The organism is Pseudomonas sp. GW101-3H06, from assembly GCF_059424605.1.
In genome coordinates this window covers 4,728,854-4,741,561 of the sequence record NZ_JBWKZO010000001.1, presented here as the reverse complement: position 1 = coordinate 4,741,561, position 12,708 = coordinate 4,728,854, and the positions used below count along the sequence as shown (strand labels likewise).

12 protein-coding genes, 1 pseudogene and 1 riboswitch are annotated in these 12,708 nt (G+C 60.6%); of the genes and pseudogenes, 11 read left to right on the top strand and 2 right to left on the bottom strand.

Features of this window, described 5'->3' with window-relative positions; genetic code table 11:
- Positions 1-9: 9 nt before the first annotated feature.
- From AC07ZE_RS21630 to AC07ZE_RS21610, 5 genes and pseudogenes are all read left to right on the top strand, one after another.
- Positions 10-1,080 (top strand): annotated as a pseudogene (locus AC07ZE_RS21630) (AI-2E family transporter); the annotation flags it as partial.
- 200 nt (positions 1,081-1,280) lie between these two features.
- On the top strand, positions 1,281-1,985 hold the full coding sequence (gene hda / locus AC07ZE_RS21625) for a DnaA regulatory inactivator Hda (protein WP_007936072.1): 705 nt from the start codon (positions 1,281-1,283) through the stop codon (positions 1,983-1,985).
- A 224-nt stretch (positions 1,986-2,209) separates the two neighbouring features.
- Positions 2,210-2,854: a C40 family peptidase gene (locus AC07ZE_RS21620; protein WP_207266573.1), complete on the top strand. Its 645-nt coding sequence runs from the start codon at positions 2,210-2,212 to the stop codon at positions 2,852-2,854.
- Between the two features lie 164 nt (positions 2,855-3,018).
- Complete coding sequence (locus AC07ZE_RS21615; RefSeq protein ID WP_207266572.1) at positions 3,019-3,555, top strand: C40 family peptidase; 537 nt, start codon at positions 3,019-3,021, stop codon at positions 3,553-3,555.
- An 18-nt stretch (positions 3,556-3,573) separates the two neighbouring features.
- The gene (locus tag AC07ZE_RS21610; protein ID WP_207266571.1) at positions 3,574-4,227 is read left to right on the top strand and encodes an O-methyltransferase; all 654 of its coding nucleotides are present in this window, start codon (positions 3,574-3,576) and stop codon (positions 4,225-4,227) included.
- Between the two features lie 61 nt (positions 4,228-4,288).
- Here the strand turns inward: AC07ZE_RS21610 and AC07ZE_RS21605 are convergent, their stop codons facing one another.
- A complete protein-coding gene (locus AC07ZE_RS21605) occupies positions 4,289-5,602 on the bottom strand; it encodes a PQQ-dependent sugar dehydrogenase (RefSeq protein WP_207266570.1) in 1,314 nt (437 codons plus the stop codon).
- Between the two features lie 67 nt (positions 5,603-5,669).
- Positions 5,670-6,254, bottom strand: a complete 585-nt coding sequence (locus AC07ZE_RS21600) for a hypothetical protein (RefSeq protein ID WP_207266569.1) — start codon at positions 6,252-6,254, stop codon at positions 5,670-5,672.
- 152 nt (positions 6,255-6,406) lie between these two features.
- Positions 6,407-6,636: riboswitch (cobalamin riboswitch) on the top strand.
- Positions 6,637-6,717: 81 nt separating this feature from the next.
- On the opposite strand from AC07ZE_RS21600, the gene cobO reads away from it, so the two are divergent.
- From cobO to AC07ZE_RS21570, 6 genes are read left to right on the top strand one after another with little or no spacing between them, the layout of a single operon-like run.
- Positions 6,718-7,329 (top strand): cob(I)yrinic acid a,c-diamide adenosyltransferase, encoded by a 612-nt coding sequence (gene cobO, locus AC07ZE_RS21595; protein WP_095195630.1) that lies wholly within the window; start codon positions 6,718-6,720, stop codon positions 7,327-7,329.
- Complete coding sequence (locus tag AC07ZE_RS21590) at positions 7,326-8,708, top strand: cobyrinic acid a,c-diamide synthase CobB (protein ID WP_207266568.1); 1,383 nt, start codon at positions 7,326-7,328, stop codon at positions 8,706-8,708. The genes cobO and AC07ZE_RS21590 overlap by 4 nt, the downstream gene beginning before the upstream one ends.
- Positions 8,705-9,355, top strand: a complete 651-nt coding sequence (gene bluB / locus AC07ZE_RS21585; protein ID WP_207266567.1) for a 5,6-dimethylbenzimidazole synthase — start codon at positions 8,705-8,707, stop codon at positions 9,353-9,355. Before AC07ZE_RS21590 ends, bluB begins: the two co-directional genes overlap by 4 nt.
- Positions 9,352-10,260: an adenosylcobinamide-phosphate synthase CbiB gene (gene cbiB / locus AC07ZE_RS21580; RefSeq protein ID WP_207266566.1), complete on the top strand. Its 909-nt coding sequence runs from the start codon at positions 9,352-9,354 to the stop codon at positions 10,258-10,260. The genes bluB and cbiB overlap by 4 nt, the downstream gene beginning before the upstream one ends.
- Positions 10,253-11,245, top strand: coding sequence for a threonine-phosphate decarboxylase CobD (gene cobD / locus AC07ZE_RS21575; RefSeq protein ID WP_207266565.1), 993 nt, complete (start codon positions 10,253-10,255; stop codon positions 11,243-11,245). The genes cbiB and cobD overlap by 8 nt, the downstream gene beginning before the upstream one ends.
- Entirely contained in the window at positions 11,242-12,693 is a 1,452-nt protein-coding gene (locus AC07ZE_RS21570; protein WP_207266564.1) for a cobyric acid synthase, read from the top strand. The genes cobD and AC07ZE_RS21570 overlap by 4 nt, the downstream gene beginning before the upstream one ends.
- The last annotated feature ends 15 nt before the right edge of the window (positions 12,694-12,708 follow it).

Genomic DNA, 12,708 nt, shown 5'->3' with positions numbered 1-12,708 from the left:
GAGTGGTTCATGGCCGATACGCGGCGTTGGTTCTGGTTGGGTGGGGTGGTTCTGCTCTGCGCGTTTATCTGGCTGTTACACCCGATTCTGACGCCGTTCCTGGTGGCGTTGCTGTTGGCTTATCTGTTTGACCCACTGGTGGACAGGATGGAAAAAGCCGGGCTGTCGCGAACCTTGGGCGTGGTCGCTGTATTCGCGCTGTTCACCTTGATTGTCACAGCGCTGTTGCTGGTGTTGGTGCCGATGCTCGCCAAGCAGTTGTTTCGTTTATATGAGCTGGCACCGCAGATGCTCGATTGGTTGCAGCACACTGCGCTGCCGTGGGCGCAGTCCAAGTTCGGTTTGTCGGAGGGGTTCTGGAAGTTCGACAAGCTCAAGGCTGCGATCAGTGAACATATGGGCCAGACCACCGACATCGTCGGGGTGGTGCTGAGTCAGGCGACGGCTTCCGGTCTGGCGTTGATCGGCTGGCTGGCGAATCTGGTGCTGATACCGGTGGTGAGTTTCTACTTGCTGCGGGATTGGGACCTGATGATGGCCAAGATCCGTGGTCTGCTGCCCCGGGATCGCGAGGAGCGCGCAGTATTACTGGCTGGTGAGTGTCATGAAGTGCTCGGGGCGTTTGTGCGCGGGCAGTTGCTGGTGATGGTGGCCTTGGGCGTGATCTATGCCGCTGGCCTGATGCTGGTCGGACTGGAATTGGGTCTGTTGATCGGTCTGATTGCCGGTTTGGCGGCGATTGTCCCGTACATGGGTTTCGTCATTGGTATTGGCGCGGCATTGATTGCCGGTCTGTTTCAGTTCGGCGGCGATCTGTACCCGATGATCGGCATCGTTGCGGTGTTCATGGTCGGTCAGGCGCTGGAGGGTATGGTACTCACGCCGTTGCTGGTGGGAGATCGCATTGGCCTGCACCCGGTGGCAGTGATCTTCGCGATCCTGGCCGGTGGTGAACTGTTCGGTTTTACCGGGGTTCTGCTGGCGTTGCCGGTGGCGGCGGTGATCATGGTGCTGGTTCGTCATGTGCATGATTTATATAAGGATTCTGATATTTACGGTGGGGTTGACGAGCCAGGTCTTCAGGCTTCTTCAAAGGCGTCCCGGATGGATGCGGGGTTGTTGCCTGCAGCGCCAAAGAAACTGTCATGAAATCGGCGCGCCAACGCAAACCTTTGATTTTGCTTGTGGTCTGTCGCATTGTGCGGTCGGCCTCACGGGTATAAACTTCGCAAACTTTACACAGAGGCCACTAACGGTTCCTTTGGAACTGTTCAGTCAGCATGAAACCGATTCAGCTGCCCCTAGGTGTGCGTCTGCGTGACGACGCCACCTTCATCAACTACTACCCAGGCGCCAATGCCGCTGCACTCGGCTATGTCGAGCGGCTGTGCGAAGCCGACGCCGGATGGACCGAAAGCCTGATTTACCTCTGGGGCAAGCACGGGGTAGGGCGTACACATTTGTTGCAGGCAGCTTGCCTGCGTTTCGAGCAAATGGGCGAGCCGGCGGTGTATCTGCCGTTGGCCGAGTTGATGGATCGCGGCATCGAGATTCTCGACAACCTCGAACAATACGAACTGGTCTGTCTGGATGATTTGCAGGCCGTTGCCGGCAAGGCGGATTGGGAAGAGGCGCTGTTCCATCTGTTCAATCGTCTGCGTGACAGCGGTCGGCGCCTGCTGATTGCCGCGTCAACGTCCCCGCGTGAATTGCCGGTGAAACTGGCGGACCTCAAATCCCGTCTGACCCTGGCGCTGATCTTCCAGATGCGTCCGCTCTCCGACGAAGACAAACTGCGTGCCCTGCAACTACGTGCATCCCGTCGCGGCCTGCACCTGACCGATGAGGTCGGGCATTTTATCCTGACCCGCGGTACCCGCAGCATGAGCGCGCTGTTCGAGTTGCTTGAGCGTCTCGATCAGGCTTCCCTTCAAGCTCAGCGCAAGCTGACTATTCCGTTCCTGAAAGAAACGCTGGGCTGGTAACAAGCCCGGCAAAGCCAATCCCTACAGTAGTTTTGGCATATTTCAGGCGCCAGAAAACACGCTTTCCTACAACCAGTAGTCTGCGCAAACGATCAAATAGTGCTTAAGCGCTTAGATGTAAACGAGAAACCGAGAAGTCACAAAAAGTTCGATTGAATTTGCAAATGGGTTTGATAGCGGGCATAGTCTCGGCTTCTTTACAACTATCAGCCACGGTCGTGCCCATGCTAAAGCGCTTTGCACCCCTCGTGCCCCTCGCACTCGTTACCCTGTTGTTCGGTTGCGCCGCCCACACTCCGGTGTCGCAGCAAGCGCAACAACAGCAGGTACAAAACCCTGTTACTGCCTCTTCCGTTCGTTATCAGGACTCTCTTTTCCAGGAAGAGACGGCAACCGAAAAAGAACTGGCAGCCTTCGCCGACGGCAAGTCTTATCAACTGCCAGTTCTGGCCGACAGTATCCTCGAACGCGGCATGTCCCTGATCGGTACCCGTTACCGTTTTGGTGGTACCTCTGAAGCCGGTTTTGATTGCAGCGGTTTCATCGGTTATCTGTTCCGCGAAGAGGCGGGCATGAACCTGCCACGCTCCACCCGCGAAATGATCAACGTGGATGCGCCGCTGGTGTCTCGCAACAAACTTGAACCAGGCGACCTGCTGTTCTTCGCCACCAATGGCCGTCGCGGTCGCGTCAGTCACGCCGGGATCTACCTGGGTGACAACCAGTTCATTCATTCCAGCAGCCGCAAAAGCGGTGGTGTGCGGATCGATAGCCTGGGCGACAGCTACTGGAGCAAAACCTTCATCGAAGCCAAGCGCGCCCTTGCGATGGCCCCTGCGGCAAGCCCGATCGTCACGGCTCGCAAGTAAGCGGACAGTTTGTAAGGCGAACTTAAAGTCTTACTTGAAGTTTGCCGCATAAGCGCTAGAATCTGATCCATGAATGATGGCAAACCGCCTGCGTGCTGCGCAGGCGGTTTTCTTTTCTGCGTCTCTGCAGAAAAAAGCCGCAGCCAGATCAGGATGCTCTGCCTATGTCGACGTCGGCCCGCCTCGCAATCATGCTTTTCGCAGCGCTGCTCAGCGCCTGCGCCAGTCGCACACCGCCGCCAGCGCCGGTGGTTCGCGCGCCCATTGTTTTCGGTCCCTCCCAAGCCTTTTCGCCTGAAGCGCAAGACGTGCTGTTCCGCGCGTTGGGCCTGGTGGGCACACCTTATCGCTGGGGTGGCAATACGCCGGATTCCGGTTTCGATTGCAGCGGGTTGATCGGTTACGTGTACCGTGATGTCACCGGGATTTCCTTGCCGCGCACCACCCGTGAAATGATCACCATGCAAGCGGCCAACGTGGGCAAGGAAGGGCTGCAAACAGGTGATCTGGTTTTCTTCGCCACCAATGGCAGTTCCCAGGTCAACCATGCCGGCATCTACGTCGGCGAAGGCCGGTTCGTCCACGCGCCTGCCACGGGTGGCACGGTCAAGCTCGACAGCTTGTCCAAGGTGTATTGGCAGAAAGCCTACCTGAGCGCCAAGCGCGTCCTGCAACCGGAGCACCTGGCGCGCAATCCGTAACCGCCGGAGGTTGTGGTCATGACCGCTCGCACGCTCAATCTCGACGATTCGCTCTATCAGTACCTGCTGGACGTGTCCCTGCGTGAAACGCCGCTGCTCAAGCGTTTGCGCGACGAGACCCAGGCACTGCCCATGGCGCGTTGGCAAGTGGCGCCCGAGCAGGGGCAGTTTCTCGCGTTGCTGGTGAAACTCATCGGCGCCAGGCGTGTTTTGGAAATCGGCACTTTCACCGGTTACAGCGCCCTGTGCATGGCAGCGGCATTGCCGCAAGATGGCTCGCTGATCTGCTGTGACATTCCCGGCGATTACAACGCCACGGCGCACCGTTACTGGCAGGAAGCCGGTTTGTCCGGGCGAATCGATCTGCGTCTGGCGCCTGCGCTGGAAACCCTGAGTACGCTGGACCTGCCCGAGCAGTTCGATCTTGTTTTCATTGATGCTGACAAGGCCAACTATCCCGTCTATCTGGAGCATGCGTTGCGTCTGTTGCGCACCGGCGGTCTGGCCGTGTTCGATAACACGCTGTGGAGTGGCCGGGTGCTTGAGGCTGATCCGGAGAGTGAAGACACTCGCGCCATCCAGGCGCTCAATCGTGCCTTGAAGGGTGATTCGCGGGTGGATTTATCGTTGTTACCGTTGGGGGATGGGCTGACCCTCTGCCGTAAACGCTGATCCCTTGTGGGAGCGAGCAAGTCGAATCGTCGCACCGCCGCTCCCACATTGTTATGTGACGTTATTTAGTCGCGGACACCCGCCACACCTTGTTGCCCACATCATCCGCCACCAGCAAACCGCCTTGTTGATCGATCACCACCCCCACCGGCCGGCCCATGGCTTTTTCGTCGTCATTGAGAAAACCCGTGAGCACATCCACCGGCTGCCCGTTCGGTTTGCCGGCGCTGAAGGGCACGAAAATCACTTTGTAGCCACTGTGCGGCTTGCGGTTCCATGAGCCGTGCTGGCCGATAAAGGCGCCTTCGCTGAATTGCGCCGGCAACTTGTTGCCTTCGGCAAATGTCAGGCCCAGCGACGCGGTATGCGGACCCACTGCGTAGTCCGGCGAAATCGCCTTGGCCACCAGCTCGGGTTTTTGCGGCTCGACGCGAACATCGACGTGCTGTCCGTAATAACTGTAAGGCCAACCATAGAACCCACCGTCCTTCACAGAGGTGATGTAATCGGGCACCAGGTCGCTGCCGATTTCATCCCGCTCGTTGACGGCCGTCCACAAAGCACCGCTGGTAGGTTCCCAGGCCAGTCCGTTCGGATTGCGAATCCCCGAAGCAAAGATTCGGTGGTTGCCGGTGGCGCGATCCACTTCCCAGATCGCCGCGCGTCCTTCCTCCTGATCCATGCCGTTTTCCCCGACGTTGCTATTCGAGCCTACCGTGACGTACAGCTTGCTCCCGTCCTTGCTGGCGATGACGTTTTTGGTCCAATGATGGTTCAGCGGACCGCCCGGCAAATCCACCACTTTGGTCGGCTGCGCCTTGATCACCGTGTCGCCGCTTTCATAGTGAAAGCGCAGCAGGCGATCGGTATCGGCTACGTACAGATCATTGCCGACCAGGGTCATGCCGAAAGGTGAGTTGAGATTTTCCAGGAAAACCGTGCGGGTCTCGGCAATGCCATCGTGATCCGAATCTCGCAGCAGGGTGATGCGGTTCGGGCTCGGCACGCCAGCCCCGGCACGGCCCATGACTTGTTTCATGACCCAGCCGCGAATGCCTTGGCCGTCAGCGGGTTTGGGCGGGGCGTTGGTTTCGGCGACCAGTACATCGCCATTGGGCAGCACGTAAAGCCAGCGCGGGTGATCAAGGCCTTCGGCGAACGCGGCCACTCGCGTGCCGGCGGCCGCGACAGGTTTTGCGCCGTCCGGCCAGCCGATGGCCGGCGCGATGTTCACAGTCGGGATCAGTGTTTTGTTCGGTTCTGGCAGCTTGGGCGACGGGCCGGTGCCGTCGGAGACTTGCAGCCTGGAGGTTTCACCGCAGGCGGCGAGCCCTCCGGCGAGGGCGATGACAAAAGCGAGTTGAGACGTGCGCATTACTGATCTTCCCTATGAATGCCTTGATCTAATCATAGAGAAGTCTAAACGCTGGATGGTTCAACCCTCAGCCGCGAGCCTCTTTCAGCAGTACGGCGATGCCGGGGTGATAGTGGCCTGCCTCGTTGCGCAACTTGCGATAGGCGTAGGGGAAATACCAGGCCACGGCGCAGGTGTGCTCTTTTTGCAGGTCATCGACCATGTCTTGCAGTTCTTCCGGAGTGGCGCCGTGCTGGGCTTTTTGCGGGGCGACGAACAGGCAGCCGAGTTTCAGGTCGCTGGCGTAGCTGATTTGCTTGGCGTTGCTGGTGATGTCGTGCAGGGCCTGGGTCAGGTTCAGGCTGTTGACCCGTGGCCAGCGTTGCGTGGCCTGCAGCCAGGCGCGGGCTTCGGGGGTGGCGATAAACAGGTCGGCGCGGCCATTGCGTTCGCCTTCTTCGATCTGTTTGCGGGTGGGCGCTTGTTGCAGCGTGACCGTCTCCGCCATCCATGCCGCAGCTGAGAGCAGGCCGAGGTTGGCTTTTTCGTCGAGCCAGTACGGTGTTTCATGATCTCCACGCACAGCGTTGTAGCGGTCAATACATTCGAACCAGCGCTCCAGTACCGGTCGCAGGAATTCCAGCTTCGGATTGCTGATGATCATGCCTTGCATGGGGCTCACCCTTTTTATTGTGTTGTGGGGTTGTGGCTCTTTGATATCACTGCTGAGAGTGTGGCACAAGATTGGCGTCAAATTGTGGATGGGTGGCTGTTATTCACTGATACGGCCCGTCTTCAATTGACGCTCCACCCCCAACCCTCTAACCTTCGCGGCTTGTTTCAGGTGCTCTGTGGCTTGGGTCGACAGAGTGAAACAGGGAAGCCGGTGAGTGGTCACTTCAAAGCACGAAGGTCTGCAATTCCGGCGCTGCCCCCGCAACGGTAAATGAGTGAAAGCTGCGTCTTGAGCCACTGTGTCAAAAGACATGGGAAGGCGCGCAGTCAGGCCAACGCCGCTCATGAGCCCGGAGACCGGCCTGATCCATCCAAGCGGCATCACGGTGGGCGATGCCAGGCTTCTTGCCGTCTATTTTTGTGCCTGCCCGCCGTTATCCAGCCTCAACGGAGAGCTCCCCATGACTGATACCCCTGATCGTGACGAACGTCATCTGGCGCGCATGCTGCGCAAGAAAGCCGTGATCGATGAACGCATCGCCAATTCCCCGAATGAATGCGGTCTGTTGCTGGTGCTGACCGGCAACGGCAAAGGCAAGAGCAGTTCGGCGTTCGGCATGCTCGCCCGGTCGCTGGGCCACGGCATGCAGTGCGGCGTTGTGCAGTTCATCAAGGGGCGCAACAGCACGGGCGAGGAGTTGTTCTTCCGGCGCTTCCCCGAGCAGGTGCGCTTTCATGTGATGGGCGAGGGCTTTACCTGGGAAACCCAGGACCGTCAGCGTGATATCGCCGCTGCTGAAGCGGCCTGGGCGGTGTCGCAGCAATTGCTGCGCGATCCATCCATAGGCCTGGTGGTGCTGGATGAACTGAACATCGCGCTCAAACACGGCTACCTCGATCTCGATCAGGTGCTCAGCGATTTGCAGGCACGGCCGCCGATGCAGCATGTGGTGGTCACCGGTCGTGGCGCCAAACCGGAGATGATCGAACTGGCCGACACCGTCACCGAGATGGGCATGATCAAGCACGCGTTCCAGGCTGGGATCAAAGCGCAAAAAGGCGTCGAGCTGTGAATCAACCCCGTCGTTGCCCCGCGGTCCTGATTGCCGCGCCGGCCTCCGGTCAAGGCAAGACCACGGTCACCGCCGCGCTGGCTCGATTGCATCGCAATCAGGGGCGCAAGGTCCGCGTGTTCAAATGTGGCCCCGACTTTCTCGACCCGATGATTCTCGAGCGCGCCAGCGGTGCGCCGGTGTATCAACTGGACATGTGGATGGTCGGCGAGCAGGAAAGTCGCCGCTTATTGTGGGAAGCCGCAGGCGACGCCGACCTGATCCTGATCGAAGGCGTGATGGGGCTGTTCGACGGCACACCGTCCAGCGCTGATCTGGCACGGCACTTCGGTGTACCGGTGCTGGGCGTGATCGACGGCACCGCCATGGCCCAGACCTTTGGCGCACTGGCACTGGGGTTGGCGCGCTATCAGCCGGACTTGCCGTTCGCCGGGGTCCTGGCCAATCGTGTCGGCACCTTGCGTCATGCACAACTGCTCGAAGGTAGCTTGACCGAAGGCCTGCGCTGGTACGGCGCGCTGTCCCGGGAAACCGGGATCGAATTGCCGAGCCGACACCTCGGCCTCGTCCAGGCCAGCGAGTTGAACGACCTCGATGTGCGTCTCGATGCGGCAGCCGATGCCTTGGCCAGCAGTTGCGAGGTTGCGCTGCCGCCGGCGGTTGAATTCGCCGCGCCGGATGTGATCGCCGCCGAGCCATTGCTGGCCGGCGTGCGCATTGCCGTGGCCCGGGACGAAGCGTTCGCCTTCACCTACGGCGCCAGCCTTGATTTGCTGCGGGCGATGGGCGCCGAGCTGCGGTTCTTCTCGCCGATCCGCGATACGGATTTGCCGCAGGCAGACAGCCTGTATCTACCGGGTGGCTACCCTGAATTGCACCATGTGGCCCTGGCACAAAACACGTCGATGCTCAGCGCAATCCGTGCGCACCACGCAGCGGGCAAACCGTTACTGGCCGAATGTGGCGGCATGCTTTATCTGCTCGATTCGCTGACCGATGTCGAAGGCACTCGCGCTGAACTGGTGGGATTGCTGGCCGGTGATGCGGTGATGCAAAAGCGTCTCGCCGCGTTGGCGTTGCAGGCGGTTGAACTGCCGGAAGGTTCGCTGCGCGGCCACACCTATCATCATTCGCTGACTACCACCGAACTGACACCGATAGCCCGGGGCATGAGTCCTAATGGCGGGCGTGGGGCGGAGGCAGTTTATCGTCAGGGGCGGATGACGGCTTCGTATGTGCATTTTTATTTTCCGTCCAATCCGACGGCGATTGCTTCGCTGTTTGCACCTGACCGAGCGGGTGCCTTCGCGAGCAGGCTCGCTCCCACCCAAGATCACCTGAATCCTGTGGGAGCGAGCCTGCTCGCGAAGAGGCCATGACTGACAACGCATTCAGTCCGGCCGAGCGCGAAGCGGTCTATCGCGCCCTCGCCGAACGTCGCGACATGCGCCACTTCAGTGGCGGCACCGTCGAGCCCGAGCTCTTGCGGCGCCTGCTCGAAGCCGCGCACCAGGCGCCGAGTGTCGGCTTGATGCAGCCCTGGCGTTTCATTCGCATCAGCGACCGCGTCTTGCGCGGCAAGATCCAGGTGTTGGTGGAAGAAGAACGCATCCGCACCGCCGAAGCCCTGGGTGAGCGCACCGACGAATTCATGCAGCTCAAGGTTGAAGGCATCAATGATTGCGCCGAGGTGCTGGTCGCGGCGCTGATGGATGATCGCGAGCGGCATATCTTCGGTCGGCGCACTTTGCCGGAAATGGACCTGGCCTCGTTGTCCTGCGCGATCCAGAACCTGTGGCTGGCGTCCCGCGCCGAAGGGTTGGGCATGGGCTGGGTCTCGCTGTTCGAACCGCAAGCGCTGGCGGATCTGCTGGGGCTGCCGTCCGGCGCCAAGCCGTTGGCCATTTTGTGCCTGGGACCGGTCAAGGAATTTTATCCGGCACCGATGCTGGTGCTGGAGGGCTGGGCGCAAGCGCGTCCGCTCAGTGAATTGTTATACGAAAATTATTGGGGAGTGCGTCCATGAGTGTGGCGTTGTTGAGTGTCGCCGCCGTGGCGCTGGATGCGCTGCTGGGCGAACCCAAACGCTGGCATCCGCTGGTGGCGTTCGGCCGTTTTGCCGAGCGCATCGAGCAACGTTTCAACGGTGGTGGCCGCGGCTGGCGCAGCCATGGCGTGACCGCGTGGGTGATCGCCGTGTTGCCGTTGACGCTGTTGGCCACGGCGTTTTCCTGGGCGCCTTATGTGGGTTGGGTCGTCGAAATTCTCGCACTGTATTGCGCCCTGGGCATGCGCAGCCTCGGTGAGCATGTCGAGCCGGTGGCCAGGGCTCTGCGCAGCGATGATCTGGACGAGGCGCGCACGCGGGTGGGTTATCTGGTCAGCCGTCAGACCAGCGAGCTCGACAAAACCGCAGTCGCTCGCGCCGCCACCGAGTCGGTGCTGGAGAACGGCAGCGATGCGGTGTTCGCCGCTTTGTTCTGGTTTGCCGTGGCCGGTGCGCCTGGCGTGGTGCTTTACCGTTTGAGCAACACCCTGGATGCGATGTGGGGCTATCGCAACGAACGCTTCGAGCGTTTCGGCTGGGCCGCGGCGAAGATCGACGATGTGCTCAATTACATTCCTGCGCGGTTGGTGGCGTTGACCTACGCGCTGCTGGGCAAGACTCGGCTGGCCTTGAAATGTTGGCGTACCCAGGGCCCGACCTGGGACAGTCCGAATGCCGGTCCGGTGATGGCAGCGGGCGCTGGTGCCCTGGGCGTCGAGTTGGGTGGGCCGGCGATTTATCACGGCGAACTGCATGAGCGTCCGCCACTGGGCGAGGGCCTGCCGGCGGACGCCGACGCCATTGACCGCGGCTGGCAATTGGTCCAGCGCGGGGTATGGTTATGGCTGCTGATTCTCTGCGTGGGGGCTGAATTTTATGCTTGAGCACGGTGGACGTTTGCGCAAGGCGGCGCTCGAATACGGCATCGCGCAAGCCGATTGGCTTGACCTGTCCAGCGGACTGGCGCCCTGGCCGTTTCCGGTGCCACAGATTCCGCTGCGGGCCTGGGCACGCTTGCCGGAAACCGATGACGGCCTGGAACAGGCCGCCTGCGATTACTACGGCGCCTTGCAGGCATTGCCGGTGGCCGGTTCGCAGATGGCCATCCAGTTGTTGCCGCGATTGCGCCGGGCGGGCAAGGTCGGCGTGCTGTCGCCGTGTTACGCCGAACATGCCGAAGCCTGGCGTCGTAATGGTTACATCGTGCGTGAAGTGCTGGAGCAGGAAGTCGATTTCTTTGTCGACAGCCTCGACGTGCTGGTGGTGGTCAACCCGAACAATCCTACCGGCCTGAGCCTGACGCCCGCCCGATTGCTCGATTGGCATTCGCGACTGGCCCAGCGCGGTGGCTGGCTGGTGGTGGACGAAGCGTTCATGGACAACACACCGCACCTGAGCGTGGCGCCGTTTGCCCATCAGGTCGGGCTGATTGTGCTGCGTTCGTTCGGCAAGTTTTTTGGCCTGGCCGGGGTGCGTCTGGGGTTTGTCCTGGCCGAGCGCAAATTGCTCAAGCTGCTCGCCGAACAGGTCGGACCCTGGGCGGTAAGCGGCCCGACCCGGGTGCTGGGCCAGGCTTGCCTGCGCGATACCGAAGGGCATACGCAGCAACGGGTGCGTGCCGACGAGGCCAGCGAACGGTTGGCGTCGTTGCTTGAGCAGCACGGCTTCAAACCCCAGGGCGGTTGCGCCTTGTTCCAATGGCTGATCACCGAACGTGCCGAAGAACTCCATGAGTTCATGGCCCGACGTGGCATTCTGCTGCGATTGTTCACACTAAACAGCAGCCTGCGTTTTGGCTTGCCGGCCGAAGAGGCCGATTGGGCACGCCTCGCCGCTGCATTCGAAGACTTTGCCAAGGAAGCCACATGACCACCTTGATGGTGCAGGGCACCACATCGGATGCCGGCAAAAGCACGCTGGTGACAGCGCTGTGCCGTTGGGTCACGCGTCAGGGTATAGACGTGGTGCCATTCAAGCCGCAGAACATGGCGCTCAACAGCGCGGTGACGGCCGACGGTGGCGAGATCGGTCGCGCACAAGCGGTGCAGGCTCAGGCCGCGTATCTCGAACCGCATACCGACATGAACCCGGTGTTGCTCAAGCCCAACAGCGACACCGGCGCCCAGGTGATCATCCACGGTCGTGCTGTCACGACCATGAATGCCGTGGCTTATCACGACTACAAAACCATCGCCATGCAAGCGGTGCTGGCTTCCCATGCCCGGTTGAGCGCGGCCTATCCGCTGGTGATGGTCGAAGGTGCCGGTTCGCCTGCCGAGATCAATCTGCGTGCCGGCGACATTGCCAACATGGGCTTCGCTGAAGCGGTGGATTGTCCGGTGGTACTGATCGCCGATATCAATCGGGGCGGAGTGTTCGCCCATCTGGTGGGCACGCTGGAGTTGCTGTCGCCCAGCGAACAGGCGCGGGTCAAGGGCTTTATCATCAACCGTTTTCGTGGCGATATCGCTTTGTTGCAACCGGGCCTGGACTGGCTGGAGCAACGCACCGGCAAACCGGTGATCGGCGTGTTGCCATACGTAATGGACCTACACCTGGAAGCCGAGGACGGTATTGATCAGCGCCAGACCGACAAGGCTGAGCAGGTGTTGAAAGTGGTGGTGCCGGTGCTGCCGCGCATCAGTAATCACACCGACTTCGACCCGTTGCGCCTGCATCCGCAAGTGGACCTGCAATTCATCGGTCCCGGCCAGGCGATTCCACCGGCCGATCTGATCATTCTTCCCGGCTCGAAAAGCGTGCGCAGTGACCTCGCTTATCTGCGGGCCAACGGCTGGGACACGGCGATTTCTCGACATCTGCGTTACGGCGGGAAAGTGCTGGGCATCTGTGGCGGCCTGCAAATGCTCGGTGAGCAGGTACACGATCCGCTGGGCCTTGAAGGCACATCGGGTTCCAGCATCGGCTTGGGTTTGCTGGCGTTCGAAACCCGGCTCGAAGCAGAGAAGCAACTGCGCAATGTGCGTGGGCGCCTGGCGCTGGAAAATGCTGAAGTCAGCGGCTATGAAATCCATGCCGGTGTAACCACCGGAGCGGCGCTGGAAAACGCCGCGGTGCAGCTCGATGATGGTCGTTGTGACGGTGCGCAAAGTATCGACGGACAGATTCTCGGCACCTATCTGCACGGTCTGTTCGAATCACCGGCGGCGTGCAGTGCGCTGTTGCGCTGGGCCGGTTTGCAGGCTGTGCAGGATGTGGATTACCACGGGTTGCGCGAGCGGGATATCGAGCGCTTGGCGGATTTGGTGGAGCAGCATCTCGATACTGCGCTGTTGCGGGAGCTCTGCGGGATTTGAGGTGTTCTTTAGGGC

What these genes read in the sequence shown, in the direction of transcription:
- cobD (WP_207266565.1), top strand. Translation starts at nt 10,253, where the DNA reads ATGCTTGAGCACGGTGGACGTTTGCGCAAGGCGGCGCTCGAATACGGC.
- AC07ZE_RS21610 (WP_207266571.1), top strand. Translation starts at nt 3,574, where the DNA reads ATGACCGCTCGCACGCTCAATCTCGACGATTCGCTCTATCAGTACCTG.
- cbiB (WP_207266566.1), top strand. Translation starts at nt 9,352, where the DNA reads ATGAGTGTGGCGTTGTTGAGTGTCGCCGCCGTGGCGCTGGATGCGCTG.
- AC07ZE_RS21620 (WP_207266573.1), top strand. Translation starts at nt 2,210, where the DNA reads ATGCTAAAGCGCTTTGCACCCCTCGTGCCCCTCGCACTCGTTACCCTG.
- AC07ZE_RS21600 (WP_207266569.1), bottom strand. Translation starts at nt 6,254, where the DNA reads ATGCAAGGCATGATCATCAGCAATCCGAAGCTGGAATTCCTGCGACCG.
- hda (WP_007936072.1), top strand. Translation starts at nt 1,281, where the DNA reads ATGAAACCGATTCAGCTGCCCCTAGGTGTGCGTCTGCGTGACGACGCC.
- AC07ZE_RS21605 (WP_207266570.1), bottom strand. Translation starts at nt 5,602, where the DNA reads ATGCGCACGTCTCAACTCGCTTTTGTCATCGCCCTCGCCGGAGGGCTC.
- AC07ZE_RS21615 (WP_207266572.1), top strand. Translation starts at nt 3,019, where the DNA reads ATGTCGACGTCGGCCCGCCTCGCAATCATGCTTTTCGCAGCGCTGCTC.
- bluB (WP_207266567.1), top strand. Translation starts at nt 8,705, where the DNA reads ATGACTGACAACGCATTCAGTCCGGCCGAGCGCGAAGCGGTCTATCGC.
- cobO (WP_095195630.1), top strand. Translation starts at nt 6,718, where the DNA reads ATGACTGATACCCCTGATCGTGACGAACGTCATCTGGCGCGCATGCTG.
- AC07ZE_RS21570 (WP_207266564.1), top strand. Translation starts at nt 11,242, where the DNA reads ATGACCACCTTGATGGTGCAGGGCACCACATCGGATGCCGGCAAAAGC.